The sequence below is a fragment of the Frigoribacterium sp. MCBA15_019 genome (genome assembly GCF_001864945.1).
In the GTDB taxonomy this organism is placed as follows: Bacteria; Actinomycetota; Actinomycetes; order Actinomycetales; family Microbacteriaceae; genus Frigoribacterium.
The window spans coordinates 1-24509 of record NZ_MJGS01000007.1; the positions used below are offsets into that span (position 1 = coordinate 1).

Annotated in this window: 22 protein-coding genes and 1 pseudogene; 22 read left to right on the forward strand and 1 reads right to left on the reverse strand. The window is 70.5% G+C overall.

What is annotated here, in order from left to right:
* The first annotated feature begins 675 nt into the window (after positions 1–675).
* From BIV04_RS09005 to BIV04_RS09100, 21 genes and pseudogenes are all read left to right on the forward strand, one after another.
* Positions 676–1602, forward strand: a complete 927-nt coding sequence (locus BIV04_RS09005; RefSeq protein ID WP_177174798.1) for a hypothetical protein — start codon at positions 676–678, stop codon at positions 1600–1602.
* Positions 1538–2599, forward strand: a complete 1062-nt coding sequence (locus BIV04_RS09010; RefSeq protein WP_083396315.1) for an HAD-IIA family hydrolase — start codon at positions 1538–1540, stop codon at positions 2597–2599. The genes BIV04_RS09005 and BIV04_RS09010 overlap by 65 nt, the downstream gene beginning before the upstream one ends.
* A 48-nt stretch (positions 2600–2647) precedes the next feature.
* The gene (locus tag BIV04_RS09015; RefSeq protein WP_071255956.1) at positions 2648–2866 is read left to right on the forward strand and encodes a hypothetical protein; all 219 of its coding nucleotides are present in this window, start codon (positions 2648–2650) and stop codon (positions 2864–2866) included.
* Positions 2863–3678 carry a TlyA family RNA methyltransferase gene (locus tag BIV04_RS09020; protein ID WP_071255958.1) on the forward strand — a complete coding sequence of 272 codons (816 nt, stop codon included), beginning with the start codon at positions 2863–2865 and terminating at the stop codon, positions 3676–3678. Before BIV04_RS09015 ends, BIV04_RS09020 begins: the two co-directional genes overlap by 4 nt.
* A 5-nt stretch (positions 3679–3683) precedes the next feature.
* Positions 3684–4694, forward strand: coding sequence for an NAD kinase (locus BIV04_RS09025; protein WP_255364233.1), 1011 nt, complete (start codon positions 3684–3686; stop codon positions 4692–4694).
* Positions 4691–6412 (forward strand): DNA repair protein RecN, encoded by a 1722-nt coding sequence (gene recN, locus BIV04_RS09030; RefSeq protein WP_071255960.1) that lies wholly within the window; start codon positions 4691–4693, stop codon positions 6410–6412. Before BIV04_RS09025 ends, recN begins: the two co-directional genes overlap by 4 nt.
* 51 nt (positions 6413–6463) lie before the next feature.
* Positions 6464–8173: a CTP synthase gene (locus BIV04_RS09035; protein WP_082383666.1), complete on the forward strand. Its 1710-nt coding sequence runs from the start codon at positions 6464–6466 to the stop codon at positions 8171–8173.
* Positions 8170–8781, forward strand: coding sequence for an NUDIX hydrolase (locus tag BIV04_RS09040; protein WP_083396316.1), 612 nt, complete (start codon positions 8170–8172; stop codon positions 8779–8781). The genes BIV04_RS09035 and BIV04_RS09040 overlap by 4 nt, the downstream gene beginning before the upstream one ends.
* A gap of 49 nt (positions 8782–8830) precedes the next feature.
* Complete coding sequence (gene xerD / locus BIV04_RS09045) at positions 8831–9745, forward strand: site-specific tyrosine recombinase XerD (protein ID WP_071255961.1); 915 nt, start codon at positions 8831–8833, stop codon at positions 9743–9745.
* A gap of 184 nt (positions 9746–9929) precedes the next feature.
* Positions 9930–10829, forward strand: coding sequence for a ParA family protein (locus BIV04_RS09050; RefSeq protein ID WP_043595856.1), 900 nt, complete (start codon positions 9930–9932; stop codon positions 10827–10829).
* Positions 10813–11667 carry a ScpA family protein gene (locus tag BIV04_RS09055; protein ID WP_071255962.1) on the forward strand — a complete coding sequence of 285 codons (855 nt, stop codon included), beginning with the start codon at positions 10813–10815 and terminating at the stop codon, positions 11665–11667. Before BIV04_RS09050 ends, BIV04_RS09055 begins: the two co-directional genes overlap by 17 nt.
* Positions 11657–12289: an SMC-Scp complex subunit ScpB gene (gene scpB, locus BIV04_RS09060; RefSeq protein WP_071255964.1), complete on the forward strand. Its 633-nt coding sequence runs from the start codon at positions 11657–11659 to the stop codon at positions 12287–12289. The genes BIV04_RS09055 and scpB overlap by 11 nt, the downstream gene beginning before the upstream one ends.
* Positions 12279–13073, forward strand: a pseudogene (locus BIV04_RS17415) (pseudouridine synthase); the annotation flags it as partial. The gene scpB and the pseudogene BIV04_RS17415, both read left to right, overlap by 11 nt.
* A gap of 1508 nt (positions 13074–14581) precedes the next feature.
* Complete coding sequence (locus BIV04_RS09070) at positions 14582–15679, forward strand: prephenate dehydrogenase (RefSeq protein WP_218141843.1); 1098 nt, start codon at positions 14582–14584, stop codon at positions 15677–15679.
* Positions 15676–16491 (forward strand): (d)CMP kinase, encoded by an 816-nt coding sequence (gene cmk, locus BIV04_RS09075; RefSeq protein ID WP_177174799.1) that lies wholly within the window; start codon positions 15676–15678, stop codon positions 16489–16491. The genes BIV04_RS09070 and cmk overlap by 4 nt, the downstream gene beginning before the upstream one ends.
* A 70-nt stretch (positions 16492–16561) precedes the next feature.
* Positions 16562–18010 (forward strand): ribosome biogenesis GTPase Der, encoded by a 1449-nt coding sequence (gene der, locus BIV04_RS09080; protein ID WP_369814173.1) that lies wholly within the window; start codon positions 16562–16564, stop codon positions 18008–18010.
* A gap of 165 nt (positions 18011–18175) precedes the next feature.
* Positions 18176–18484, forward strand: coding sequence for a hypothetical protein (locus BIV04_RS09085; RefSeq protein ID WP_071255965.1), 309 nt, complete (start codon positions 18176–18178; stop codon positions 18482–18484).
* Between the two features lie 170 nt (positions 18485–18654).
* On the forward strand, positions 18655–20277 hold the full coding sequence (locus tag BIV04_RS09090) for a hypothetical protein (RefSeq protein ID WP_143048643.1): 1623 nt from the start codon (positions 18655–18657) through the stop codon (positions 20275–20277).
* 94 nt (positions 20278–20371) lie between these two features.
* A complete protein-coding gene (locus tag BIV04_RS16780) occupies positions 20372–20797 on the forward strand; it encodes a hypothetical protein (RefSeq protein WP_143048644.1) in 426 nt (141 codons plus the stop codon).
* 318 nt (positions 20798–21115) lie between these two features.
* Entirely contained in the window at positions 21116–21619 is a 504-nt protein-coding gene (locus tag BIV04_RS09095) for a hypothetical protein (RefSeq protein ID WP_143048645.1), read from the forward strand.
* A gap of 53 nt (positions 21620–21672) precedes the next feature.
* The gene (locus BIV04_RS09100) at positions 21673–22239 is read left to right on the forward strand and encodes a hypothetical protein (protein WP_255364232.1); all 567 of its coding nucleotides are present in this window, start codon (positions 21673–21675) and stop codon (positions 22237–22239) included.
* 390 nt (positions 22240–22629) lie between these two features.
* Here the strand turns inward: BIV04_RS09100 and BIV04_RS09105 are convergent, their stop codons facing one another.
* Positions 22630–23082, reverse strand: coding sequence for a helix-turn-helix domain-containing protein (locus BIV04_RS09105; protein ID WP_071255972.1), 453 nt, complete (start codon positions 23080–23082; stop codon positions 22630–22632).
* Between the two features lie 54 nt (positions 23083–23136).
* Here BIV04_RS09105 and BIV04_RS09110 point away from each other — a divergent pair, with 54 nt between their 5' ends.
* Positions 23137–24378: an MFS transporter gene (locus tag BIV04_RS09110; protein ID WP_071255974.1), complete on the forward strand. Its 1242-nt coding sequence runs from the start codon at positions 23137–23139 to the stop codon at positions 24376–24378.
* The last annotated feature ends 131 nt before the right edge of the window (positions 24379–24509 follow it).

Below are 24509 nucleotides of genomic sequence, written 5' to 3' on the forward strand. Positions count from 1 at the left end.
GACACCGCCGGACTCCTTTTGGAAACACCAGAAAAGCCGCCCCAGTTGGGGCGGCTTTTCTGCGTTACGGGACGAACGTCGAGTACTCGCACCGCGCCTCCTGCGCCTGCGGTCACTTTGGTAGAGTCGTCCTTTCACAACTCGACAGCTGGCAGAGAACGACAGAGGAGCACTTCGGTGACTGATCGCGATGACGACGACCGTAAGGACGGCCCGCGCCGCCCCTCCTCGGGCTCTGGCAGCGGGGGCCCTCACCGCGGTGGCCGGCCGTCTTCCGGCGATCGAGGGCGTCCTTCAGGGGATCGTCCCACCGGTGGTCGCCCTCAGCAGGGCGGCCGTTCGGCCGAGGGCCGTCCTTCCGGTGGACGACCGACCGGAGGGCGCCCGTCGAACGATCGTCCCCAGCGTGGGGATCGCACCTCGTCGGGTGACCGTCCTCAGCGGGGAGACCGTCCCTCGTACGGTGATCGGCCCCAGCGTGGGGACCGTCCGTCCTACGGTGATCGTCCGCAGCGCGGTGGTCGCCCGGGCGGCGATGATCGTCGTGGAGCGGGGCCTCGTGCCGGCTCGACCGGACGTGGTGATCGCCGAGAGGCCTGGAAGCCGCGTGAGACCCCCGAAGACCGCGATCCGTTCGGCATCAAGTCGGTCCGACCGGCTCAAGAGGTCGCGCACGTGCCCGACGACGTCGAGCCCCGTGATCTCGACAAGGTGGCGCGCGGTGAGCTCAAGACGCTCAGCAAGGAGAACGCGGACTGGGTCGCCAAGCACCTGGTCATGGCCGGTCGCCTGATCGACGAGGACCCGGAAGAAGCCCACAAGCACGCCCTGTCGGCAGGTCGCCGGGCCGGGCGCATCTCGGTCGTCCGCGAGACGATCGCCATCACCGCCTACCAGGTGGGGGACTACGCACTGACGTTGCGGGAGCTCCGCACCTACCGTCGCATCTCGGGCCGCGACGACCAGTTGCCCCTCATGGTCGACAGTGAACGCGGTCTCGGTCGCCCTGAGCGGGCGCTCGAGCTCGGGCGGTCCGTCGACGTGTCGACCCTCGACGCGCAGGTGCGCGTCTCGCTGGCCATCGCGATGTCGGGTGCGCGACTGGACCTCGGCCAACCCCAGGCGGCCCTGGGTGAGCTCGAGATCCCACAGCTGGACCGCACGAAGGCCTTCAGCTACAGCCCCGCCCTCTTCGCGGCCTACGGCACGGTCCTCGAAGATCTCGGCCGTCCCGACGAAGGGGAGAAGTGGCTCGAACTCGCCGACCGCGCCGAGGACGCTCTCGCGGCCCTCGACAATGGTGGCGCCGACGGTGAGACCGTCGAGATCGTCGAGGAGGACGTCGACTTCGTGGACGACCTGCCCGTCACGCTCGACGAGTCCGACGAGTCCGACGAGTCCGACGAAGCCGACGTGGACGGTGACGAGAACGTGCCCGAGGAGGGCCCGGACGGCGACGTCGTCGGCGTGGTCGACCTGGAGACCGAGCCGCATGACGACTCCGTAGAGAAGCACGACGAGGAGCACGGACAGCGCGATGAGACTGCCGATCCCGAGACGACTCCGCCGCCCGCGGACGACGTCGACGGCCACCGTGGCTGACGCGGCGACGCCGCTTGACGGTGTCGACACCGTCCTCGCCGATCTGGACGGGGTGGTGTACCGGGGGCGACACGCCATCGACCACGCGGTCGACAGCTTGACGGACGTGGCTCGCACCCGTCGCGTCGGGTACATCACGAACAACGCGTCCCGGACGGCCGAGACGGTGGCCGGTCAGCTGGCCGGCTACGGGCTCGAGGTGGGTGCCGACGACGTGGTGACGTCCCCGCAGGCCGCGGTGCGCCTCCTCGTCGAGGCCGTGCCCGCCGGCTCGACGGTCCTGGTGGTCGGCGGAGAGGGGTTGACGTCGGTGCTCGAGGCAGAAGGGTTCGTCGTGACCCGTTCGGCCGACGACGCCCCCGCCGCAGTCGTCCAGGGTTTCAGCCCCGACGTCGGGTGGGCGCAGCTCGCCGAGGCCTCCTTCGCGTTGCACACGGGCATCCCGTGGATCGCGACGAACACGGACTGGACGATCCCGCAGGAGCGTGGCGTCGCACCGGGCAACGGCACGCTCGTGTCCGCGGTGCACACGGCCGTGGGGCGCCTGCCCGTGACCGCAGGCAAGCCCGAGACCCCGATCTTCACCGCTGCCGTCGAGCGGTTCGGGGCGACGAAGGCCGCGTTCATCGGCGACCGGCTCGACACCGACATCGTGGGTGCGAACGCGGCGGGGCTCGTCTCCATCCTCGTGCTGACCGGCATCGACGGTGCGAAGCAGGTGCTCGCCGCGGACGCCAAGTCGCGGCCGGACTTCATCGTCGGCGACCTTCGCGAGCTGGACCAGCCGTACCCCGAGACCGTCGAGCACGACGAAGAGGACGTGCACGTCGTCACCGTCCGCGGTGCGAGCGTCGCCGTCCGTGGTCACGTCGTGCGCGTGTTGGCCGAGGGGGACGACCCCGTGGACCTGCTGCGCGCCGGGGCCATCGCCGTGTGGGGGACCGGCAAGGCGATCTACGGGCTCGACGTCGACCCCAAGCTGCACGCCGACGGCTGATCGCGCCCGCCCCGACCGTCAGGGGCGGCGGCTAGTCTGGACGGCACCATGAGCGACCATCCCGACGCCACCGTCCGCGGCGACAACGACCTCGACGTCGTCGATGCCGCAGATCGTCAGGAGGCGCGGGTCGCGGCCGCCACCCGCCTGGCCGACATCGAGTCCCTGCCCCTGGCTTCCCGGGCCCAGGCCTTCGGCGAGGTCCACGACGAACTCCGCGCGGTGCTCGAGGGCACGACGGGCGACACCGGTCAGGGCGGTCGATGACGGCCTCCGAGGCGCCGGGGGAGCGACTCGACTCCGTGCTCGCCCGGCGCGGTCTCGCCCGGTCGCGGACGCATGCCGCCCGGTTGCTGTCGGACGGGCTGGTGACCGTGAACGGCGTCGGTGTCGTGAAAGCCTCCGCCCGGGTGGCCGAGTCGGACGACGTCGCCGTCGCCGGGCTCGATCACTACGTCAGTCGTGCGGCACACAAGCTGCTGGGCGCCCTCGACGCGTTCGGTGTCGACCCGACGGGCCGCACGGCCCTCGATGTCGGCGCGTCCACGGGCGGGTTCACACAGGTCCTCCTCGAGCGCGGTGCCGACCACGTCGTCGCCCTCGACGTCGGCCACGGTCAGCTGGCCAACCCGGTGCGCTTCGACCCGCGGGTCACGATCGTCGAGGGCGAGAACGCGAGGTACCTGACGGCCGAGCGGTTCGCAACGCTGACGACCCGCGCCTCCTCGGTGTCGCTCGTCGTGGCCGACGTGTCCTTCATCTCCCTGACGATGGTGCTGCCCGCGCTCGTGGCGAGCGTGGGTGTGGACAACGACTTCGTCCTGCTGATCAAGCCGCAGTTCGAGGTCGGTCGGCAGGGGGTCCGTGAGGGCCTCGTGCTCGACCCCGTGTTGCGGAACGACGCCGTCACGACCGTGTTGTGGGCCGCCCACGACCTGGGGCTCGGCACGGCCGGCCTCATCTCCTCCCCGATCGTCGGTGGCTCGGGCAACCGCGAGTACTGTGTGCACTTCTCGGCCTCGGCCGGGACGAATCCGACAGAATGGCTCAGCACGGCCGACAGCTTGACGAGAGGGTGAACGACATCTCTTCGACACGACACATCCTGGTCGTCTCGCACACGGGGCGCCCCGACTCCATCGACGCCGCCCTCGAGGTCTGCGGGCTGCTGGGCGACGCCGGCGTGGTTCCCGTGCTGCCCCGTGACGAGTGGGACGACATCCGACGGGCCCAGCCCACGGCCGCCATCGACGACGTCGAGATCCTGTTCGACGGCGTGGCCTGCGACGACCTCGAATGCGTCATCGTCCTCGGTGGTGACGGCACGATCCTGCGTGCCGCCGAGTTGATCCGCGGCACCCGGGCACCCATCGTCGGCGTCAACCTCGGGCACGTCGGGTTCCTGGCCGAGAGCGAGCGCGACGAGATGGCCGACACCGTCGCTCGCGTGCTCGCCGCCGACTACGAGGTCGAGGAGCGTTTCGCGCTCGACGTCAAGGTCACCAACCGTGACGAGGTCGTCTACGAGACCTGGGCCATGAACGAGGCGACGGTCGAGAAGGCCTCGCGCGAACGCATGCTCGAGGTCGTCATCGAGGTCGACGGTCGCCCCCTGTCGTCGTTCGGCTGCGACGGTGTGGTCATGTCGACCCCGACGGGCTCGACGGCCTACTCGTTCTCGGCCGGCGGCCCCGTGGTGTGGCCTGCCGTGCAGGCGCTCCTGCTCGTTCCGCTCAGTGCCCACGCCCTCTTCGCCCGCCCACTCGTCGTCGGGCCCGACTCGGTGCTCGCCGTCGAGGTGCTGAGCCGCACCGACGCCCGCGGCATCCTGTGGTGCGACGGTCGTCGCGAGCACGACCTGCCCCCGGGGGCCCGGGTCGAGTGCAGCCGCTCCGACCAGCCCGTGCGACTCGCCCGCCTGCGGACGGGCCCGTTCACCGACCGTCTCGTGGCCAAGTTCCAGCTGCCGGTCACCGGCTGGCGCGGTCCGGCCCCCGTCGAGGACGTCCCTGCCGGGGACGCGCCCGTCGCCGCGGCGCCCGTCGTGTCGGGCACCTCGTCGTCACCGACCGCAGCGCCCGAGGGCGACCGATGATCGAAGAGATCTCGATCCGCGACCTCGGTGTGATCGGTCGTGCCACGCTGCCTCTCGGTCCCGGCTTCACGGCCGTCACGGGCGAGACCGGTGCGGGCAAGACCATGGTCGTGTCGGCTCTCGGCCTGCTGCTCGGCCAGCGTGCCGAGAGCGGGGTCGTCCGATCGGGCAGCCCCCAGGCCGTGGTGGACGGCCGCTGGCTGGTCCCGGCCGAGGGGGCCATCGTCGAGCGGGTCCGTGACGCGGGCGGCGACGTCGACGACGGCGAACTCTTCCTCAGTCGTGTCGTCTCGGCCGAGGGGCGCAGCCGCGCGGTCGTCGGCGGGCGAACGGCTCCCATCGGCGTGCTCGGTGACCTCGCCGACCATCTCGTGGTGGTGCACGGCCAGTCCGAGCAGATCCGCCTCAAGTCCGCCGCGGCCCAGCGTGCGGCCGTCGACGCGCACGGCGGGGCCGCTCTGGCCCAGGCCGCCGCACACTACCGCGGGGCCTACGACGCCTGGCTGGCCGCCCGCGCCGAGCTCGACGAGATCACCCGGGACCGCGACGCCCGGCGCGCCGAGGCCGAGAGCCTCCGCGCCGCGATCGACGAGATCGAGGGGCTCGCCCCCGTGGCCGGCGAACTCGACGAACTCGATGCCACGGCCGAACGACTGAGCAACGCCGAAGACCTGCGGCTGGCGGCCGGGCTCGCCCACGAGGTGCTCTCGACCGACGCGGTCGACGGCACCCGCGACGTCGTCTCCCTCGTCGAGGAGGCCCGGCGTCAGATCGAACGCGTCGCGCCTCACGATCCGGCACTCGAGCCGATCGCCGACCTGCTGGCCGAGGTCAGCGTCCAGGTCGGTGAATCCGCCTCACGTCTGTCGAGCTACCTCGGCACCCTCGACGCCGACGTCGCCGTCGAGCTCGAGTTGGTGCAAACGCGTCGCGCCGACCTGGCCGGGCTCGTCCGCAAGTACGGCCCCACACTCGACGACGTCATCCGGCTGCTCGACGACGGCAGCCGACGCCTGGTCGAACTCGACGGCGACGACGACCGACTCGCGCACCTCGACGACGACGTGGCCGAGCTGCGGGCCGAGGCCGAGCGGCGCGCGGGCGTCCTGGGCGAGCTGCGCCGCGCCTCCGGGGCCGACCTCTCGACGCGTGTCAGCGCCGAGTTGAGCGCCCTGGCCATGACCGGTGCCGAGATCGTCGTCGAGGTCACACCGCGCGACGAGCTCGGGACGAGCGGCGGGGACGTCGTGTCCCTGCTGTTGAGGCCGCACCCCGGCAGCGAACCCCGGCCGCTCGGCAAGGGCGCATCCGGCGGCGAGCTGTCGCGCGTGATGCTCGCGCTCGAGGTCGTCATGGCCGGGTCGAGCGATGTGCCCACGTTCGTGTTCGACGAGGTCGACGCGGGCGTCGGCGGGTCGGCCGCGATCGAGATCGGTCGACGGCTGGCAGCGCTCTCCGAACGGGCGCAGGTCATCGTGGTGACGCACCTGGCCCAGGTCGCCGCGTTCGCCACGAACCACCTCCGCGTCGTGAAGGACGCCTCGGGCGAGGTGACCGCCAGCAGCGTGCACCAGCTCGACGGCGACGAACGGGTCGCCGAGATGGCCCGTCTCCTCTCGGGACTGCCCGACAGCTCCAGTGGCCTCGAACACGCGCGCGAGCTGCTTGAGCTCGCCTCGTCGGCCCGACGACCGGCCACGGCCGACACACGTTCGTAACAGGCGTGGTCTGTCGGAACGGCTCGGTGTGACATAGGATGGAATCCCGTGGTGAACGTTGAGAACTCGGGTCCAGATGCCAGCACGACGAAGCACATCTTCGTCACCGGAGGCGTCGTCTCCTCCCTCGGAAAAGGCCTGACGGCCGCCAGCCTGGGCAATCTGCTCACGGCCCGCGGGCTGCGGGTGGTCATGCAGAAGCTCGATCCGTACCTGAACGTCGATCCGGGCACGATGAACCCGTTCCAGCACGGCGAGGTCTTCGTCACCGACGACGGTGCCGAGACCGACCTCGACATCGGGCACTACGAGCGATTCCTCGACATCGACCTCGGTCAGTCGGCGAACGTCACGACCGGCCAGATCTACTCGACCGTCATCGCGAAAGAGCGACGCGGCGAGTACCTCGGTGACACCGTGCAGGTCATCCCGCACATCACCGACGAGATCAAGCGGCGCATGCGCCAGCAGGCCGACGACGACCCGAAGCCCGACGTGATCATCACCGAGGTCGGCGGCACGGTCGGCGACATCGAGAGCCAGCCGTTCATCGAGGCCGCCCGTCAGGTGCGCCACGAGCTCGGTCGCAAGAACGTGTTCTTCGTGCACGTCTCGCTCGTGCCCTACATGGGTGCGTCCGGCGAACAGAAGACCAAGCCGACGCAGCACAGCGTCGCCGCCCTGCGGTCGATCGGCATCCAGCCGGACGCCCTCGTGCTGCGCAGCGACCGCCCCGTCAGCGAGAGCAACAAGAAGAAGATCGCCCTGATGTGCGACGTCGACGAAGACGCGGTCGTCAACGCGAAGGACGTCGCGAGCATCTACGACATCCCGGCCATGCTGAACGACCAGGGGCTCGACGCCTACATCATCGACCACCTGGGTCTCGGCGAGAAGGCCGGCGAAGTCGACTGGTCGGGCTGGCAGCCCGTGCTGACCGCGGTGCACGAGCCGAAGCACGAGGTCACGATCGGCCTGGTCGGCAAGTACATCGACCTGCCCGACGCCTACCTGTCGGTCACCGAGGCGCTCAAGGCAGGCGGGTTCGCGCACCAGACCAAGGTGTCGCTGACCTGGATTCCCTCCGACGACTGCGAGACCCCCGAGGGTGCCGCGAAGGCGCTCCGTGGCGTCGACGGCATCTGCGTGCCCGGCGGCTTCGGCATCCGCGGCATCGAGGGCAAGCTCGGCGCGCTCCGCTACGCCCGCGAGAACGGTCTGCCGGCGCTCGGCCTCTGCCTGGGCCTGCAGTGCATGGTCATCGAGTACGCACGCAACGAGGCCGGCCTGACCGGCGCCTCCTCGTCGGAGTTCGATCCCGACACCGAGTACGCGGTCGTCGCGACCATGGCCGAGCAGGTCGACATCATCGCCGACGGCGACCTGGGCGGCACCATGCGCCTCGGCCTCTACCCGGCCGCCCTCACGCCGGGCTCGCTCGCCGCCGACCTGTACGGTTCCGAGCTGGTGTCCGAGCGTCACCGCCACCGCTACGAGGTCTCGAACCAGTACCGCCAGCAGATCGCCGACGCGGGCCTCCGCTTCTCGGGCACCTCGCCCGACGGCACGCTCGTCGAGTACGTCGAGCTCGACCGCGACGTCCACCCGTTCTACATCGGCACGCAGGCACACCCCGAGCTGCGGTCGCGCCCCAACGACGCCCACCCGTTGTTCGCCGGGCTCGTCGCCGCATCCCTCGAGCGCCACGACGCGAGCAAGCTGTTCGCCGACGAGGCCGACGCTGCCGAGGTCGTCGCGTGACCGACGCCTCGGGTGCGGGCACGACGGCCGCCGGGGCCGGTGCCACCGCCGGCGGCCTGCTCGCCGACGAGCCGGCGTCGCCGACGGTCACGAAGACCGAGGTCGTCTTCGAAGGCGCCGTCTGGAAGGTCAAGCGCGACACCGTCGACTACAACGGCTCCCCGATGGTGCGCGAGTACGTCACGCACACCGGGGCCGTCGCCGTCCTGGCAGTCGACGACGAGCAGCGCGTGCTCGTCATCAAGCAGTACCGGCACCCGATCCGCACCCGCGACTGGGAGCTGCCCGCGGGCCTGCTCGACGCCGAGGGCGAGAGCAAGCTCGACGCCGCCAAGCGCGAGCTCGCCGAAGAGGCCGACCTGCAGGCGACGACCTGGGACGAACTCGTCTCGTTCCACACCACGCCCGGCGGCAACGACGAGATGGTCACGGTCTACCGTGCCACCGGCGTCAGCGCCACGGAGGGGGCGTTCGAGCGCAGCGACGAAGAAGCCGACATCGAGAAGCGCTGGGTCTCGCTCGACGAGATCGTCGACGGCGTGCTCGCCGGACGCCTGCACAACTCGATCCTCAGCATCGCGGCGCTCGCCGCGGTCGCGTCCCGCTGAGCTGCGCGTCGCCCCGTCGGCGCAGGGGCCCCGGCCGTAGCCTGGCCTGGTGACGATCGAGGAGGCGCTGGACCGGTACCTGAGACACGTCTCGGTCGAGCGCGGCCTCAGCCCGAACACGACCGCGGCGTACCGCCGCGACCTCGTCCTCTGGCGGGCTCACCTGGCGGAGGCCGGTCGTCTCACCCTCGACGAGGTCGAGCCCGGCGACGTCGCGACGTTCCCGGCGGCGCTGGCGACCCGCGCCGAGAAGCCGCTGGGCGCCTCCTCGGTGGCCCGGGTGCTGTCGTCGGTGCGGGGCTTCCACCGCTTCGCCCTCGAGGAGGGGCTGGTCGCGGTGGACGTGGCCGCCACCACCCGGCCTCCCAAGCTGCCGAGCCGCCTCCCGAAGGCCATCTCGGTCGGCCAGGTCGAGGCGCTGCTCGCCGCCACCGACGGCGACGAGCCGACCCGACTGCGCGACAAGGCCCTGCTCGAGCTGCTCTACGCGACGGGTGCGCGGGTGAGCGAGGCGGTGTCGCTCAACGTCGACGACGTGGTCGAGGGTGACGTCGTGCGCCTGTTCGGCAAGGGGAACAAGCAGCGCATCGTGCCGCTCGGCAGCTACGCACGACGGGCGCTGGACGCGTACCTCGTGCGTGCCCGACCGGTGTTCTCGCCGCGGGGAGAACCGACGCCCGCGTTGTTCCTCGGCACGCGCGGAGCCAGGGTGTCGCGGCAGAACGCGTGGCTCATCATCCAGGCGGCGGCCGAGCGGGCCCAGCTCGACCTCGAGGTGTCGCCGCACACGCTGCGGCACTCCTTCGCGACGCACCTGCTCGAGGGAGGGGCCGACGTCCGGGTCGTCCAAGAGCTGCTGGGGCACTCGTCCGTGGCGACGACGCAGATCTACACGCTGGTGACGGCGGACGCGCTGCGGGACGTCTACTCGACGGCGCACCCGCGGGCACGATGGGCGTCGTGACCGGTCGCCGACTCAGGCGACGACAAGGCGCCGACCGGGCCCGGACCCAGCGCCGATCCAGCGCCGACCGAACACCGACCCCGCGCTGACCAGGCAAAACCCTCAAGCAAGGCATGAGGCTTCCTGGTGACGGGCCGGGCGCGGCAGCCCGTGGGCGTCGGGGGTCGCCGGTACTCTCGTACCCGTGAGCACCAAGCCGACCTCGAGCACCCCCGCCCTCTTCGAGAGCGCTCCGGCGACCGTCCCCGCGAACGGCCCCACCGGGCGCCCGCGTACCGAGTTCCCGACTCCTGCGCCTCTGTCGAGCCACGGCCCGGCCCGCATCATCACCCTCTGCAACCAGAAGGGCGGCGTGGGCAAGACCACCACGACGATCAACCTCGGCGCCGCGTTCGCCGAGTACGGCCGTCGTGTGTTGGCCATCGACTTCGACCCGCAGGGCGCTCTGACCGCCGGCCTCGGCGTGCAGTCGCATGACCAGGCCACGATCTACGACCTCATGATCGGTGCCGTGAAGGACGCCCACGACGTCATCGTGCCCACGCGTGTCGAGAACCTCGACGTCATGCCGGCCAACATCGACCTCTCCGCCGCCGAGGTCCACCTCGTCAACGAGGTCGCTCGCGAGCAGATCCTCGCGCGCATCCTGCGCCAGGTCAGCGACGAGTACGACGTCGTCCTGATCGACTGCCAGCCCTCGCTCGGCCTGCTGACCGTCAACGCCCTCACTGCGGCGCACGGCGTGCTGATCCCGCTCGAGTGCGAATTCTTCGCGCTCCGCGGCGTCGCCCTGCTCGTCGAGACCATCGAGAAGGTGCGCGACCGGCTGAACCCGGCGATCACGCTCGACGGCATCCTCCCGACCATGTTCGACTCGCGCACGCTGCACAGCCGCGAGGTGCTCGAGCGCGTCGTCGAGGCGTTCGACGACCAGGTGCTCGAGACCGTCATCGGTCGCACCGTGAAGTTCCCCGACGCGTCGGTCGCCGGCACGCCGATCACCAAGTTCGCCCCCGAGCACCCGGCGGCGCAGGCCTACCGCCAGCTGGCCCGAGAGCTGATCGCGCGTGGTGCCGCGGCCTGAGTCGGCGACCGCCGAGGTCGGCCCCGACGAGACCGCCCTCGCGGGTCCCGGGGTCTCGCCCGGCTTCGAGGTGCGGCTCGAGAACTTCAGCGGCCCGTTCGACCTGCTGCTCTCGTTGATCACCAAGCGCGAGATGGACATCACCGAGGTCGCACTCAGTGCCGTGACCGACGAGTTCCTGTCGTTCCTCCGCCGCATCGACACCGACGAGAACCTCGACCAGGCCAGCGAGTTCATCGTCGTCGCAGCCACGCTGCTCGACCTCAAGGTGGCGGGGCTGCTGCCGCAGGGCGAGCTCGTCGACGCCGAGGGCGTCGCACTGCTCGAGGCACGCGACCTGCTCTTCGCCCGGCTGCTGCAGTACCGGGCCTTCAAGCAGGCCGCCGAGTGGTTCGCGCAGCACGGCGCCGCCGAGGCCGAGCGGCACGCCCGCTCGGTGCGACTCGAGCAGAAGTACCGCGTCACGACCCCCGAGCTCGTCTGGACGCTCTCGCCCGACGACTTCGCCGCCCTCGCCACCCTGGCGCTGACGCCACGCGAGATCCCCACGGTCGGCCTCGACCACCTGCACGCCCCCCTGGTCAGCATCCGTGAGCAGGCGGCCATCGTCGTGTCGTTGCTGCGTCGCGGGGCGGTCCTCACCTTCCGCGAACTCGTCGCCGGCATCGACGAGAAGGGTGTCGTCGTCGCCCGGTTCCTGGCCCTGCTCGAGCTGTACCGTCACGCGTCCATCTCGTTCGAGCAGGTCGAGCCGCTCGGCGAGCTCAGCGTCCGCTGGGTGGCCGAGACCTGGACCGAAGAGAACCTGGCGGCGCTGGGGGCCGACTATGAAGGCTGACGTGACACGCGCCTCCTCGTCCCTCGAGACGCCCGAGGTCGAGGCGGCCGCCGGCCCCGCGAACGACACCACCGAGGCCGTCGCTCGCCAGCTCGAGGCGCTGCTGATGGTCGCCGACGAGCCGCAGACGCTCGTCGACCTGGCGACCGCCGTCGGCGCGCCGGTCGCCGCGGTGCAGCAGGCGATCACGGCGCTCGTGGCCGATTTCGACGGGGTCGGCGGCACCGTCCGGCGTGGTTTCGAGCTGCGTGAGGTCGGCGGCGGCTGGCGATTCTACGTGCGTGACGAGCACGATCCGGTCGTGCGCGATTTCGTGCTGACGCAGAACCCGACGAAACTGTCCTCAGCGGCTCTCGAGACGCTGGCGGTCATCGCCTACAAGCAACCCATCACCCGCAGCAGCATCGCCCAGATCCGGGCGGTCAACGTCGACTCGGTCGTCCGTACGCTGCTGGGTCGCGGCCTGATCACGGAGTCGTCCACCGACCCCGAGACAGGCGCCATCAACTACGAAACGACAGGCCTCCTCTTGACCCATCTCGGCATCAACTCGCTCGATGAGCTCCCGCTCATCTCGCCCCTCCTCTCGGACGGCCAAGGGGGGTTCGACGATGTCGCGTAGTCAGTCCTCCTCCGACGAGTCCGAGCTGGCCTCGGGCGAACGCCTGCAGAAGGTCATGGCGGCCGCGGGCGTGGCCTCGCGCCGCGTCAGCGAAGACATGATCGCCGCCGGTCGCGTGACGGTGAACGGCAAGGTCGTCACCGAGCCCGGCCGCCGCATCGACCCGGCGAAGGACAAGATCGTCGTCGACGGCAGCGCCGTGCAGCTCGACGCCACGCGTCGCTACGTCATGCTCAACAAGCCGGTCGGCATCGTCAGCACCCTGAGCGACGAGAACGGTCGCCCCGACCTGCGCCAGTTCACCGAGCAGTACGAAGAGCGCCTCTTCAACGTCGGCCGCCTCGACGTCGAGACGAGCGGCCTGCTCGTCCTGACCAACGATGGCGAGCTCGCGCACGTGCTCGCGCACCCGTCGTTCGGCGTGACCAAGACCTACATCGCGAAGGTCAAGGGCGTCGTCACGCCCTCGGTGCTCAACGAGCTCATGACCGGTGTCGAGCTCGACGACGGCCCGATCGCGGCCGACAAGGCGACGCTCGTCGCCGGTGGCGCGGGTCTCTCTCGCTCGTCCGACTCGTCGCTGATCGAGATCACGCTGCACTCGGGGCGCAACCGCATCGTCCGTCGCATGCTCGAGGCCGTCGGCCACCCGGTCATCGACCTCGTCCGCCGCTCGTTCGGCCCGCTCCACCTCGGCACGCTCAAGGTCGGCCACATGCGGTCGCTGACCAAGGTCGAGCTCGGGGCGATCCTCACGATCTCGCGCGACGCCACGGCGGACTCGACGGTCGACGCCGCCCCGATCACCGAGAGCCCCGACGCCCCCGTCGACGAGGCCGACGTCGTCGAGCTGGCCCTCGCCGACGACGAGGTCGAGAAGGACTACTACGACGAGGACGACGAAGAGTACGACCCCGCCACCGACGCCCGTGCCGAGCGCCGTCGGGCGGCGGCCCGCGACCAGGCCGAGTCGACCTCGCGCCGTGCGCAGGTCCGCCGAGAGCAGGAGGCGCGGCGCGGGCAACGCGACGAGCGACCGACCCGAGCTGGCTACCAGGGCAACCGGAACGACGGACGTTCCGGTGACGAGCGCCCCGTTCGTGGGTACCAGGGCAACAACGACGACGGACGAGGGCGCGAGGGGCGCCCGGCTCGCACCAAGTACCACGGGAGCGACGACCGTCCGGCTCGTGGTGGCTACCAGGGCCGGGACGGCCGTGGTGAGTCGCGCGGTGGCTACCAGGGTCGCAACGACGACGGTCGCGGTGAGTCGCGCGGTGGGTACCAGGGTCGCAACGACGACGGCCGGGGCCGCGATGAGCGCCCGGCCCGTGGTGGCTACCAGGGTCGGGACGGCCGCGGTGGGTCACGTCCCGGCTACCAGGGCCGCAACGACGACGGCCGCGGACGCGACGATCGCGGCGGCTTCGTGTCGCGCGACGACCGTGGTTCGCGTGGCGGGTTCGTCTCGCGCGACGACCGTGCTCCGCGGGGTGGCGGCGACCGTCCGCTGACCCCGGGTGAAGAGCGCGCGGCGGGCTACCCGAACCGCGACGCCAACCGTGACCCGCGCACCGGACGCCCCTCCGGCATCCGTGCCGGCGGCAAGGCGACCAACCGAGGCTGGGTCGACCGCGGCGCGGCCGAGCGCGGCGAAGACGAACGAGGCGGTCGTGACGACCGCCGTACCGACGGCGGCTACCAGGGCGGGCGCGACTCGCGCGACGACCGTGGGAGCTCGCGTGGCGGGTACCAGGGCCGGGACGACCGTGGCGGTCGTGACGACCGTGGTGGTTCGCGTGGCGGCTACCAGGGCCGGGACGAGCGCGGCGGTCGTGACGACCGTGGCTCGGCGCGTGGCGGCTACCAGGGCCGTGAGCAGCGTGACGACCGTGGAGAGCGTGGTGACTCTCGCGGCGGCTACCAAGGTCGCGACGACCGAGGTGGCTCGCGCAGCGGCGGGTACCAGGGTCGCGACGATCGTGCAGGACGCGACGGATCGCGGAGCGGCGGCTACCAGGGCCGTGAGCAACGCGACGACCGTGGCGGTTCGCGCGGCGGTCCCGCGCGCGGCCCGCGAGACGACCGCGGCGGCCGTGACGAGCGTGGCGGCCGTGACGAGCGCGGCGGCGATCGTCCGTACCGTGGCCGACCCGACGCCGGGGGACGTGGTCCTCGAGGGGGCGGCCGGTCGTGACCGACGCGCACCGCGCCTCCTCGGCTGACGATGCCGCCACGCTCGACGCGCCGATCGACGACGCGCAGACGGCTGGCGCGCTGACCGCTGACGCGCTGACGTCCGGCAGCCGGCGGCTGGCAGGCCAGGTGCGCATCGTCGGTTCGGGTCTGCTCGGTGCCAGCATCGGTCTGCGACTGCGTCAGCACGGGGTCGACGTCATCCTCGACGACGTGTCGCCGGCCGCGCGCAGCCTCGCCGTCGACTACGGCGCCGGGCGGGCACCCGCTGACGGCGACGACCCCGTGCTCGTCGTCGTCGCCGTGCCGCCCGACGTCACCAGCGACATCGTCGCCCGCGAACTCGACGCCTGGCCCGAGGCGCTCGTGACCGACGTCGCGTCGGTCAAGGTCGCCCCGCTCGCCGAACTGCGGGCGCGCGGCGCCGACGTCTCGCGCTACATCGGCTCGCACCCCATGGCCGGGCGCGAACGCGGGGGAGCCGTCTCGGCTCGCGCCGACCTCTTCGTCGGTCGGCCCTGGGTCATCGCCGGGCACGACGACATCACGTACCGACGCGCCGCCGCCGTCGAGGACCTGGCGCTCGACCTGGGCGCGACCCCGGTCGAGATGACGCCGGAAGAGCACGACGCCGGCGTCGCCCTCGTGAGCCACGCACCGCAGGTCGTCGCCTCGCTGATGGCGACCCGGTTGCGCGACGCGCCCGACGCCTCGCTCGGTCTCGCGGGCCAGGGCGTCCGGGACGTCACGCGCATCGCGAGCAGCGACCCGGTGCTCTGGACGCAGATCCTCGGGGCGAACGCCTCACGAGTGGCCGACGTGCTGCGCGACCTTCGCGCCGACCTCGACCGGGTCGTCGGCGCCCTCGAGGCCCCGGACGCTCCCGGCAGCCGGCGCACCGTGGCCGAGAGCATCGGCGCGGGCAACGGCGGCGTCGCCCGTCTGCCCGGCAAGCACGGACAACGGACCCAGTTCAGCTCGGTGATCGTCATGGTCGACGACACCCCCGGGCAGCTGGCCCGCCTGCTCACCGAGATCGGTGAGATCGGCGTCAACCTGGAAGACCTGCGGCTCGAGCACTCGCCGGGTGCGCAGGTAGGACTCGCGGAGGTATCGATCGTGCCCGAACAAGAAGACCGACTCGTGACCGAGCTCGAAGCCCGGGGCTGGACCGTCGCGGGGGCGTTCGCATGAGCGGCGACCCCCGGGCCACCGGCCCCGTCGGCTCGGCCGACGTCGACCCCGAGCGTTCGCCGGGGGAGCACGGCGTCGGCGGTCCCGCCGGCGAGGCCCACGTCGAAGAGCTGCGCGCCGAGACCGCCGAGGCCGTGCACCGCCACGTCGTGGTGGCCGTCGACGGACCGGCCGGAAGCGGCAAGTCCAGCGTCAGCCGCGCCTCCGCTGCTTCCCTCGGCTTCGACTACCAAGACACGGGGGCGGCCTACCGGGCTTTCGCCCTGCACGCCCTCGACAGCGGCGTCGACCTCGACGACGCCGAGGCCGTCATCGCGGTCTTGCCGACGTTCCACTACGCGATCGGGATCGACCCGGCCCGCGCCTCCTCGGTGACGATCGGTGGTCGCGACGTGACGGACGAGATCCGTACGCCGCGCGTGACGACCGCCGTCAGCCACGTGGCCAAGGTGCCCGAGGTCCGCCGGTTCATGGTCGACCTCTTCCGCCGCATCATCGCGTCGACCGACAAGCCGGGCATCGTCACCGAGGGGCGCGACATCACGACCGTCGTCGCACCGGATGCCCAGGTCAGAATCCTGTTGACCGCCAGCGAAGCCGCTAGAATGGCCAGGCGTTCGGCCGAGGTGACCGGGCAGAGTGCCGAAGAGACAGCTCGGCAGCTCTCGACCCGCGACCGGCTCGACAGCAAGGTCGTCGACTTCATGACCGCCGCACCCGGCGTCTCCACCGTCGACTCCACCCAACTCGACTTCGACCAGACCGTGCAGGCCGTGGTCGAGCTCGTGCGAGCGAGCACCCCCATTTCTTAAGGAAGTCCCCATGGCAGACGACGACAAGTACCCCGAGCTCGACGAGCAGATGGTCGACCGCATCCAGACGATGCCCGACGAGGACGCCGACCAGCGCGCCCGGGCCCTGCGTGCCGGCCTGACCGACTACGACCTCGACGAGGGCGACATCGACGTCCTCGAGGGCGCCGAGTGGGACCCTGACGCACTGACCTACGCCCCGGCGCTGCCGGTGCTGGCCATCGTCGGCCGACCGAACGTCGGCAAGAGCGCCATGGTCAACCGCATCCTCGGGAGGCGCGAGGCCGTCGTCGAGGACAAGCCCGGTGTCACGCGCGACCGCGTCTCGTACAAGGCCGAGTGGGGCGGACGCCGCTTCACCCTCGTCGACACCGGCGGGTGGGAGCCCGACGCGATCGGCATCGACCGCTCGGTCGCCATGCAGGCCGAGATCGCGGTCGACCTGGCCGACGCCGTGCTGTTCGTCGTGGACGTCAACGTCGGGGCGACCGCCACCGACGAAGCCGTCGTGCGCATGCTGCGGGCCTCGCACAAGCCCGTCATCCTCGTCGCCAACAAGAGCGACGACGCCCGCAAAGACCTCGAGGCCGCGTCGCTGTGGTCGCTGGGGCTCGGCGAGCCGTTCCCCGCGTCGGCCCTGCACGGCCGCAACGTCGCCGACCTGCTCGACCTCTGCATGACCAAGCTGCCCGCGGTGTCGACCGTGGCCAAGCAAGAGATCGGCGGCCCGCGTCGCGTCGCGATCCTCGGTCGACCGAACGTCGGCAAGAGCTCGCTCCTCAACAGGGCTGCGGGCGAAGAGCGCGTCGTCGTCAACGAGCTGGCCGGCACGACCCGCGACCCCGTCGACGAGCAGGTCGAGATCGCCGGTCGTGTGTGGACCTTCGTCGACACCGCCGGAATCCGCAAGCGCGTCCACCTGCAGCAGGGCGCCGACTTCTACGCGTCGCTCCGCACCTCGGCAGCGCTCGAGAAGGCCGAGGTCGCCGTCGTCGTGATCGACGTCACCGAGCAGATCTCGACGCAAGACCTGCGCATCATCGACCTGGTGCTCGAGTCGGGCCGTGCGCTCGTGCTCGCGTTCAACAAGTGGGACCTCTTGGACGACGACCGTCGCCGCTACCTCGAGCGTGAGATCGAGCAGGACCTCGACCATGTGTCGTGGGCCCCGCGCGTCAACATCTCGGCCCGCACGGGTCGTCACCTCGAGAAGCTCGTCCCCGCCCTCGAGCTCGCCCTCGAGTCGTGGGACACCCGCATCCCGACCGGCAAGTTCAACGCCCTGCTCGCCGAGCTCGTCGCCGAGCACCCGCACCCGCTGCGGTCCGGCAAGCAGCCGCGCATCCTGTTCGGCACCCAGGCCGCGAACCGCCCGCCGACCTTCGTGCTCTTCACGACCGGGTTCCTGGACCCGCAGTACCGCCGGTTCATCACGCGGCGACTGCGCGAGATCTTCGGTTTCGAGGGCACGCCGATCACGGTGAACATGCGCGTGCGCGAGAAGCGCAAGCGCCCGTAGTCCCTCTCTCGTGCCTGTCCCGTCGACGGATCGGCACCGCCCGCAGGCTCGCCTGTGGACTGAACGCCCGGTTGTGGATCGTTTCCACACCGGGCGTTCTGCATTGCTAGGGTGGCTCCCATTGGCCGCGATATTTGAATGTCGCATGATGGAGGGCGAGGGTGCATGGCAGACCTGGTGGTGGACGAGAAGACGTTGACGTCCGTTGCGTGGCGGGTGTCGACGGCGGCCGTCGACGCCGAGGTGTCGGCGACGCTGACACTCAGGACGGCGGCCGACGTCGGCTCACCGACCGTGGCGGGGGTCCTCGACGAGGCGACGGGGCAGTTGGTGAGACGGGCGGGGTTGGCCGTCGAGGCCATCCAGGCGGTGGGTGACTTCACGACGACGTTCGTGCGCGAGTTCGAGCAGGTCGAGTCCCGGCTCGCTGCCGGCCTGCCGGCGGACGACCTGGCAGGGGCGGGGTCGAAGTGAGCACCGACGACGACCCGGGCGTGGGCTCGGTGGAGGGCATCAGGCAACTCGCCAAGACGAGGCGAACCGAGGTCGACGACCTCGAGGTGGCTGCCTACCGGTTGGCCGAGGCAGCGAGTTGGGGTGCCGAGTGCTGGCGGGGTCGGTCGGGCGAGCAGTTCGTCGCGTCGATGACCGACGTGTCCACCGAGGTGAGTGCTGTGGCTCGGGGCCTCGAACACCATGCGGCGGCGCTCGAGGCGTATGCGGTCGACGTGTCGTTGATCCAGGGGTCTCAGCAGACCCTGGAGGCGCGGCGTGCGATGGCCGAGCAGAACATCCTCTCGACGGGGGTCGCTCTGAAGACGATCATGCGCGAGGCGCAGGACGCGGCGCGGGACGACCTGATCGGCATCGTCGTGGAGTCCGAGTACCGCTCGGGTGAACGGTCGACCTTGCAGCGTCGCATCGACGACGAGCAACGAGAACTCGAGGTCGTGGCGGGTTTGTGGGCCGACCTGGTCGAAGAGCGGGCTGCGGCTGATCGCCGGTGCATCGCTGCGCTGCAGAGCCCCGAGGCGATGGGGGCGTTGCCGCAGGTGACCGGGGAGGCCCTGGCCGCGGGGGCGTCCGAGGAATTGCTGGCGTTGCTGGCAGGGCTCTCGGCCGCCGAGCTGACGATGCTGCTCGAGCAGCACCCCGAACTCGTCGACAAGGCGTTCCTGGCCGATCCCGAGCGGGTGCGGGCCTGGTGGGACGAGCTCGGGCAGCAGGGTGCACGGAACGCCGACGACTTGACGGCGGTGCAGGTGGCGCTGGTGCGAGGGGCGCCGGCGATCATCGGAGCGCTCGACGGTCTGCCGCCGTCGGTGCGGGTCGCGGCGAACGTGTTCAACGCGAAGCGTCGGATGGCCGAGATCGACGAGATGGTGGGGCCGATCAAGCGGCGGGGGCTGGAAGGCGACGATGAGCTGCTGGCCGCGCTGGCGCGCGAGCGCGCGTACCTCGGGCGAGCGGTGGCGGAACCGCCGACGGTTCAGCTGTACCTCTTCGATCCGTCGAAGAGTCGCATCATCGAGATGATCGGGGACTGGAACGAATCGACCAGGACGGTGCTGACCTACGTGCCGGGGACGCTGACGAAAATGGATTCGTTCTACCGCGAGCCCGGAACGGTGCAGCAGATGGCATGGTGGCTGCACGACAGCGACGCAAGCAAGACCACCGTCGCGTTCGTCTTCAAGGACGGATTCTTTCCTGGAGGGGCGGAGGGCGGGAAGAACCCCGCCGAGTTCGTCGGCGCCTTCGCCGAGGCGAACGACCCCGAGTTCGCTCGTAAGGCGAGCAAGACCCTGTATGACTTCCAACGAGGATTGGCGGTCGACCCGGTCTCGCTCAAGCCCGGCCATCGAGAGATCGCCATCGGCCACAGCTGGGGGCTCGCGAACATCACCTCGGCCGAGGTGCGGGGTGCCACCTACGACAAGGTGATCTCGCTCGCCGGTGCGGGCATGCCGCCCGAGTGGCAGGCGCGTCCCGGGACGACTTACACCGACTACAGCTACTGGGACTTCCTTCAGGCGGCCCAGCGCACGGGTGGTGTCTGGGAAGGTCGTAACCCGAACCGGTCGGATGAGTTCGATTCCAAGGGGTACTACCTGGGCCCCGAAGACCTCAAGCTCGGTGACTCTGGATGGACGATCGTCCCGCCGTCGAGGATCGACGACAACCATGCTCTCGTCGCCGAGACGGGGGCAGACAATGATCAGGTCCTGACTGACCTGTGGGAGGAACTGTACGGCCATGACCAGTAGGCGGTCGTCACCTGTAATAGCGCTGTCCGCAACGATCGCACTGGGTCTCGCAGGATGTTCTGCTCATGTCTCATCTTCACGAGAGGGAAGTCTCATGTCCGAAGGGGCGACCGCCGTCGACCTGCCAGCACTTCGCGAGGGCATTCGTGCATCGCAGCGGGCGCTGGCGCAGTTCGTGCCCGAAAATCACGTGCTGAGCGTGGACGAGTCTCCGAATGGCGTTTTGATGTCATGCCCTGGTCAAACACATCGATGGACTGGCGTAACCACGGTCGAGTATTCGGCCGGCTTCGACATCGATTCCCTGTACGCAACTATGGAGGAAGGCCTGGCCGAGTCGTCGGAGTTCTCGACGAAACGGGAAGAGAGTCGATGGGGCGGTGATCGGCTCGTCGTGGAGGATGCTGCCGGAACGCGCTACACGATTCGCCACGTGCCCCAAGCGTCAAAGGTTCAGATCGCCGCGAGTTCATGGTGCTTCACGGTTCAGCCCGGGCAGACGAACGGTGGTCAGTTCTGAGGGTGGGGTAGTGCGTCATTGGCGTTCTGCAGGCTCTCGTATCTCCTGATGTAGGCGCAGCCGACCGGTGGTGTCTGGGGCGGGCGGAACCCGAACCGGTCGGGAAAGCTCGAAAGGCGTGGTTGCTTTGTGAGTCCCCTTGACGTGGAACTGGAAGAAACCAGGCCAGCTACAGCCCGGTCTGGAAGCTAGACGACAACCATGCGGTCCTCGCGCATTGAGGCAATGACAATGCGGTCGCGACAGCTGCCCTGAAAGAAGAAATTCACCTCAATGATTCGAAATGATGTGGGGCGCATCTCGGTACGGTGTGCAGCCTTGTTCGTAGTGGTGTCCTGCCTCGTCGTGGGTTGCGCAAGGGAAACCCCGGAAGGGCTCGAGCAGATGAAATACATAGACGAGGAGACCGACCGAGTGGATCTTCCGGCCCTGAAACGCGACATCATGGTGACTCAACGAGAACTGGCATCCATGGGGGATGCGGAGAGCATCGTGGGCATTCTGGAGCCAGCCGAAGGGGTCCTGATGTCGTGTTCCGGGGGGCGACACCAATGGACGGGGTCGACGACGATCGAGTACGCCGAAGCCCCAGAACAAGAGGCGTACTTCTCCCTGGTGGAATCGCAACTGGCTGACTCCGCGGACTTCCGTACCGAACGGGTGTTCACGCCTGACGGCAGAGACGAATGGCTCGTTGTGTGGAGCAGAGATGGAACCCGATATTCCATCACGGTCTACACGGGGCGCTCGAAGGTGCAGGTGTCGTCGAGTTCGTGGTGCTTCACGGTTCAGCCCGGGCAGACAGAGGGTGGTGAGTTCTGAGGGTGGGATAGGGCACCATTGGTGTTCGTGAGACGAGCGGACGGGGTGCGAGGGTGACGGGCGCTGGGCTGTGGCACCGCGCCTCCTCGGGGGTGGGGTTGTCGGCCGCGGCCGACCGGGTGTGGCAGCGGCTGCAGCTCGACCGGCTCGCCGGCGGGCGGCACTCGGGATACGTGATCCACGAAGACATGCGGCAGCACCCGCGGACCGTCCGCAGCTTCGTCGGCATCCGGTGGTTGCTGTTCGGCGAGACCGTCGTCGGACTGACCGCCATCTTCATCGCCGCCGTCCTCACCAGCCGCGGAGAACACGTGCCGTGGGCGGTGTGGTTCCGGTCCACCGTCGTCCTCTTCATCACCGCCTCGCTCTACGTCTTCGCCTGGCGGGCACAGCTCGGCTACTACTGGGCCTACTCACGCCTCCGCCTGTTCAGTCGCATCTTTCCAATCGTGACGCTGATCGTCGCTACCATCCCCGGGCTCTACCCCGGATGGATGGTCGTCGAGCAGATCGTCTTCTCGCTGCTGATGATCGGCATCGGCGACCTGCTCACCAGTGACCACATGCGCGCGGCGTTCCCGCGGCCGGCCAAGCCCGGCGTCGCCGACAGCGCGAGCTGAGAGCCCGCTCGCCCCGCATCACGCCACGAGGTAAACAACCCGCCATGCGATTCCGTGGCGGGTTGTTTATTTCGTGGCGGCCAGGCGGGCACGCGGGCAGGCGGGCAGGCGGGAAGGGAGGAAGGCGGGAAGGCGGGGAGGGAGGAAGGCGGGAAGGCGGGGAGGCGGGTACGCGGGCAGCCTGGCAACCGAGCTGGCGGGCGCGCAGGCGGGAAAGGCGGGTACGCGGGCGGCCTGGCAGCCGAGCTGGCGGGCGGGCGGGCAGGCGGGCAGTCGAGCAGCCGAGCTGGCGGGCAGGCGGGCAGTCGAGCTGGCGGGCGCGCTGGCGGGCTTGCTGGCGGGGCAGGCAGGCGGGCCAGCGGGGCGGCCGCAGGCCCGAGGAGGCCCGGTCTAGTCGCCCGCGCTCGGCGCCATCTCGACGTCGGCGGGCTCGACCACGTGCCCGTCGCCCGTGACGAACGCGACCCGCACGGGTTCGCCCGACCGGGCGACGCTGAACCGGCGTGCGGCGCCGTCGGGGTGCGGATCGTGCTCGTCGCCCCAGACGGCGAGGGCGGCCAGCACGGGAGCGAGGTCGCGGCCGGCGTCGGTGAGCAGGTACTCGACGCGCTCTCGGGCCCCGTCTTCTCGGTAGGTCGACCGCTCGAGCACGCCCGCAGCGACCAGCGAGTCGAGCCGCGCGGTCAGCACGTCGGGCGACAGGCCGAGCCGCGCCCGGAACTGCGAGAACCGCGTGTGCCCGAGCAGCGCCTCGCGCACGATGAGCAGTGCCCAACGCTCGCCGAGCAGGTCCAAGCTGCGCGCGATGCCGCAGCGCGGGTCGAGGGGTCCACGAGATGCCATGCCGACACCCTACCTCGATAGGCTTTTCGTATCCAGGGTGCTAGCGTCGCCGTCATGCCTCGTGATTTCGCTGCTTCCGTTCGTCCCACCGGGCCGGACCGGCTCGCGTTCTGGACCTGCGCCTCCGTCCTCGCCCTCGCCCTGTGGACGAGCGGCGCCGCGACGCCGGTCTACCCGCTCTACGCGACCGACTGGCAGCTGACGCCCCTCGTGACGACCGCGATCTTCGCCGTCTATCCGCTCGTCCTCGTCGTCGTGCTGCTCGTCTTCGGCAGCCTCAGCGACACGATCGGTCGGCGGGCGAGCATCCTCCTCGGCGTGAGCGCGTCAATCGTGGGCGTGCTGCTGTTCGCCCTCGCGCCGAACGTCGGCTGGGTGCTGGTCGGCCGCGCGTTCATGGGCCTCGGCGTCGGCCTGTCGCTCAGCCCCGCCACCGCCGCCATGATCGACATCGCCGGGCCCGTCAACTCCGCCCGCGCCGGAGCCATCAGCACCGCCTCCACTGCCGTCGGCCTCGTCTTCGCGACGCTGCTCGGGGGAGCGCTCGTCCAGTACGCGCCCGAACCGCTGCACCTCACGTACTGGGTGCTGCTCGTCGTCGAGGTCGGCGTGATCGTCCTCGTCTGGCGGCTGCCGCGGGACCGGGACGAGCAGGCCGGGCACTGGAGGCCACGGTGGCCGAGCGTGCCACGCGCGCTCCTCGGGGCCGTGGGGGCCGCGGCCGTCTGTGTCAGCGCCTCCTATGCTCTGGGGGCGGTCGTGCTCTCGCTCGGAGCCGAGATCGGCGTAACCTTGATCGGCAGCGACAACGCGTTCGTCACCGGTGCGGTGATCGCCCTGTCGATGGTGGTCATCGCCGTGGTGGCGCTGGCGTCGCGACGGGTGCCGGTGGTGGTCGCCGTCGTCGTGGCGGCGGTGGCGACGGCGCTCAGCTTCACGGCGCTGGTGCTGGCCGCGGCACAGCAGTCGTTGGGATTGTTCCTGGCGTTCTGCGTGCTGTCGGGGGTCGGCTACAGCCTGTTCTTCGCGTCGGGGCTGGGGATCGTGTCGCGGTTCGCTCCGGAGCATCACCGGGCCGGGACGCTGTCGGCGGTCTACCTCGTCGCCTACCTGGTGCAGGGGGCGACCGCGCTGTGGCTCGGCGCGCAGGCGACCCGCGGAGGGCTCGAGAGCGCCGTCGACGTCGGCGCCCCGGCCATCGTCGGGCTGGCGCTCGCGGCGATGGTGGCCGTCGTGGTCGTGATGCGCGGGCGGGAGCGGCGCGGGCGGGAACGGCGCGGGCGGGTCGCGGCGTAGGGACGGCCTGCGGCGGTCGGCACAGCTTGCGGCAGTCAGCAAGTCTGCCCGGGCAGGTCGCGGCGGAGAGCGGCAGGGAGCAGAGCGTAGGAGGCGCGGGTCGGGCGGGAGGCGCGGCGTGCGGACGGTGC

Excerpts from the sequence above, each read along its gene's own strand:
- BIV04_RS09085 (WP_071255965.1), top strand. The coding sequence starts at position 18,176 with ATGGCAGACCTGGTGGTGGACGAGAAGACGTTGACGTCCGTTGCGTGG.
- BIV04_RS16780 (WP_143048644.1), top strand. The coding sequence starts at position 20,372 with ATGTCCGAAGGGGCGACCGCCGTCGACCTGCCAGCACTTCGCGAGGGC.
- BIV04_RS09105 (WP_071255972.1), bottom strand. The coding sequence starts at position 23,082 with ATGGCATCTCGTGGACCCCTCGACCCGCGCTGCGGCATCGCGCGCAGC.
- der (WP_369814173.1), top strand. The coding sequence starts at position 16,562 with ATGCCCGACGAGGACGCCGACCAGCGCGCCCGGGCCCTGCGTGCCGGC.
- recN (WP_071255960.1), top strand. The coding sequence starts at position 4,691 with ATGATCGAAGAGATCTCGATCCGCGACCTCGGTGTGATCGGTCGTGCC.
- scpB (WP_071255964.1), top strand. The coding sequence starts at position 11,657 with ATGAAGGCTGACGTGACACGCGCCTCCTCGTCCCTCGAGACGCCCGAG.
- cmk (WP_177174799.1), top strand. The coding sequence starts at position 15,676 with ATGAGCGGCGACCCCCGGGCCACCGGCCCCGTCGGCTCGGCCGACGTC.
- BIV04_RS09015 (WP_071255956.1), top strand. The coding sequence starts at position 2,648 with ATGAGCGACCATCCCGACGCCACCGTCCGCGGCGACAACGACCTCGAC.
- BIV04_RS09020 (WP_071255958.1), top strand. The coding sequence starts at position 2,863 with ATGACGGCCTCCGAGGCGCCGGGGGAGCGACTCGACTCCGTGCTCGCC.
- BIV04_RS09010 (WP_083396315.1), top strand. The coding sequence starts at position 1,538 with ATGAGACTGCCGATCCCGAGACGACTCCGCCGCCCGCGGACGACGTCG.
- BIV04_RS09090 (WP_143048643.1), top strand. The coding sequence starts at position 18,655 with ATGACCGACGTGTCCACCGAGGTGAGTGCTGTGGCTCGGGGCCTCGAA.
- BIV04_RS09110 (WP_071255974.1), top strand. The coding sequence starts at position 23,137 with ATGCCTCGTGATTTCGCTGCTTCCGTTCGTCCCACCGGGCCGGACCGG.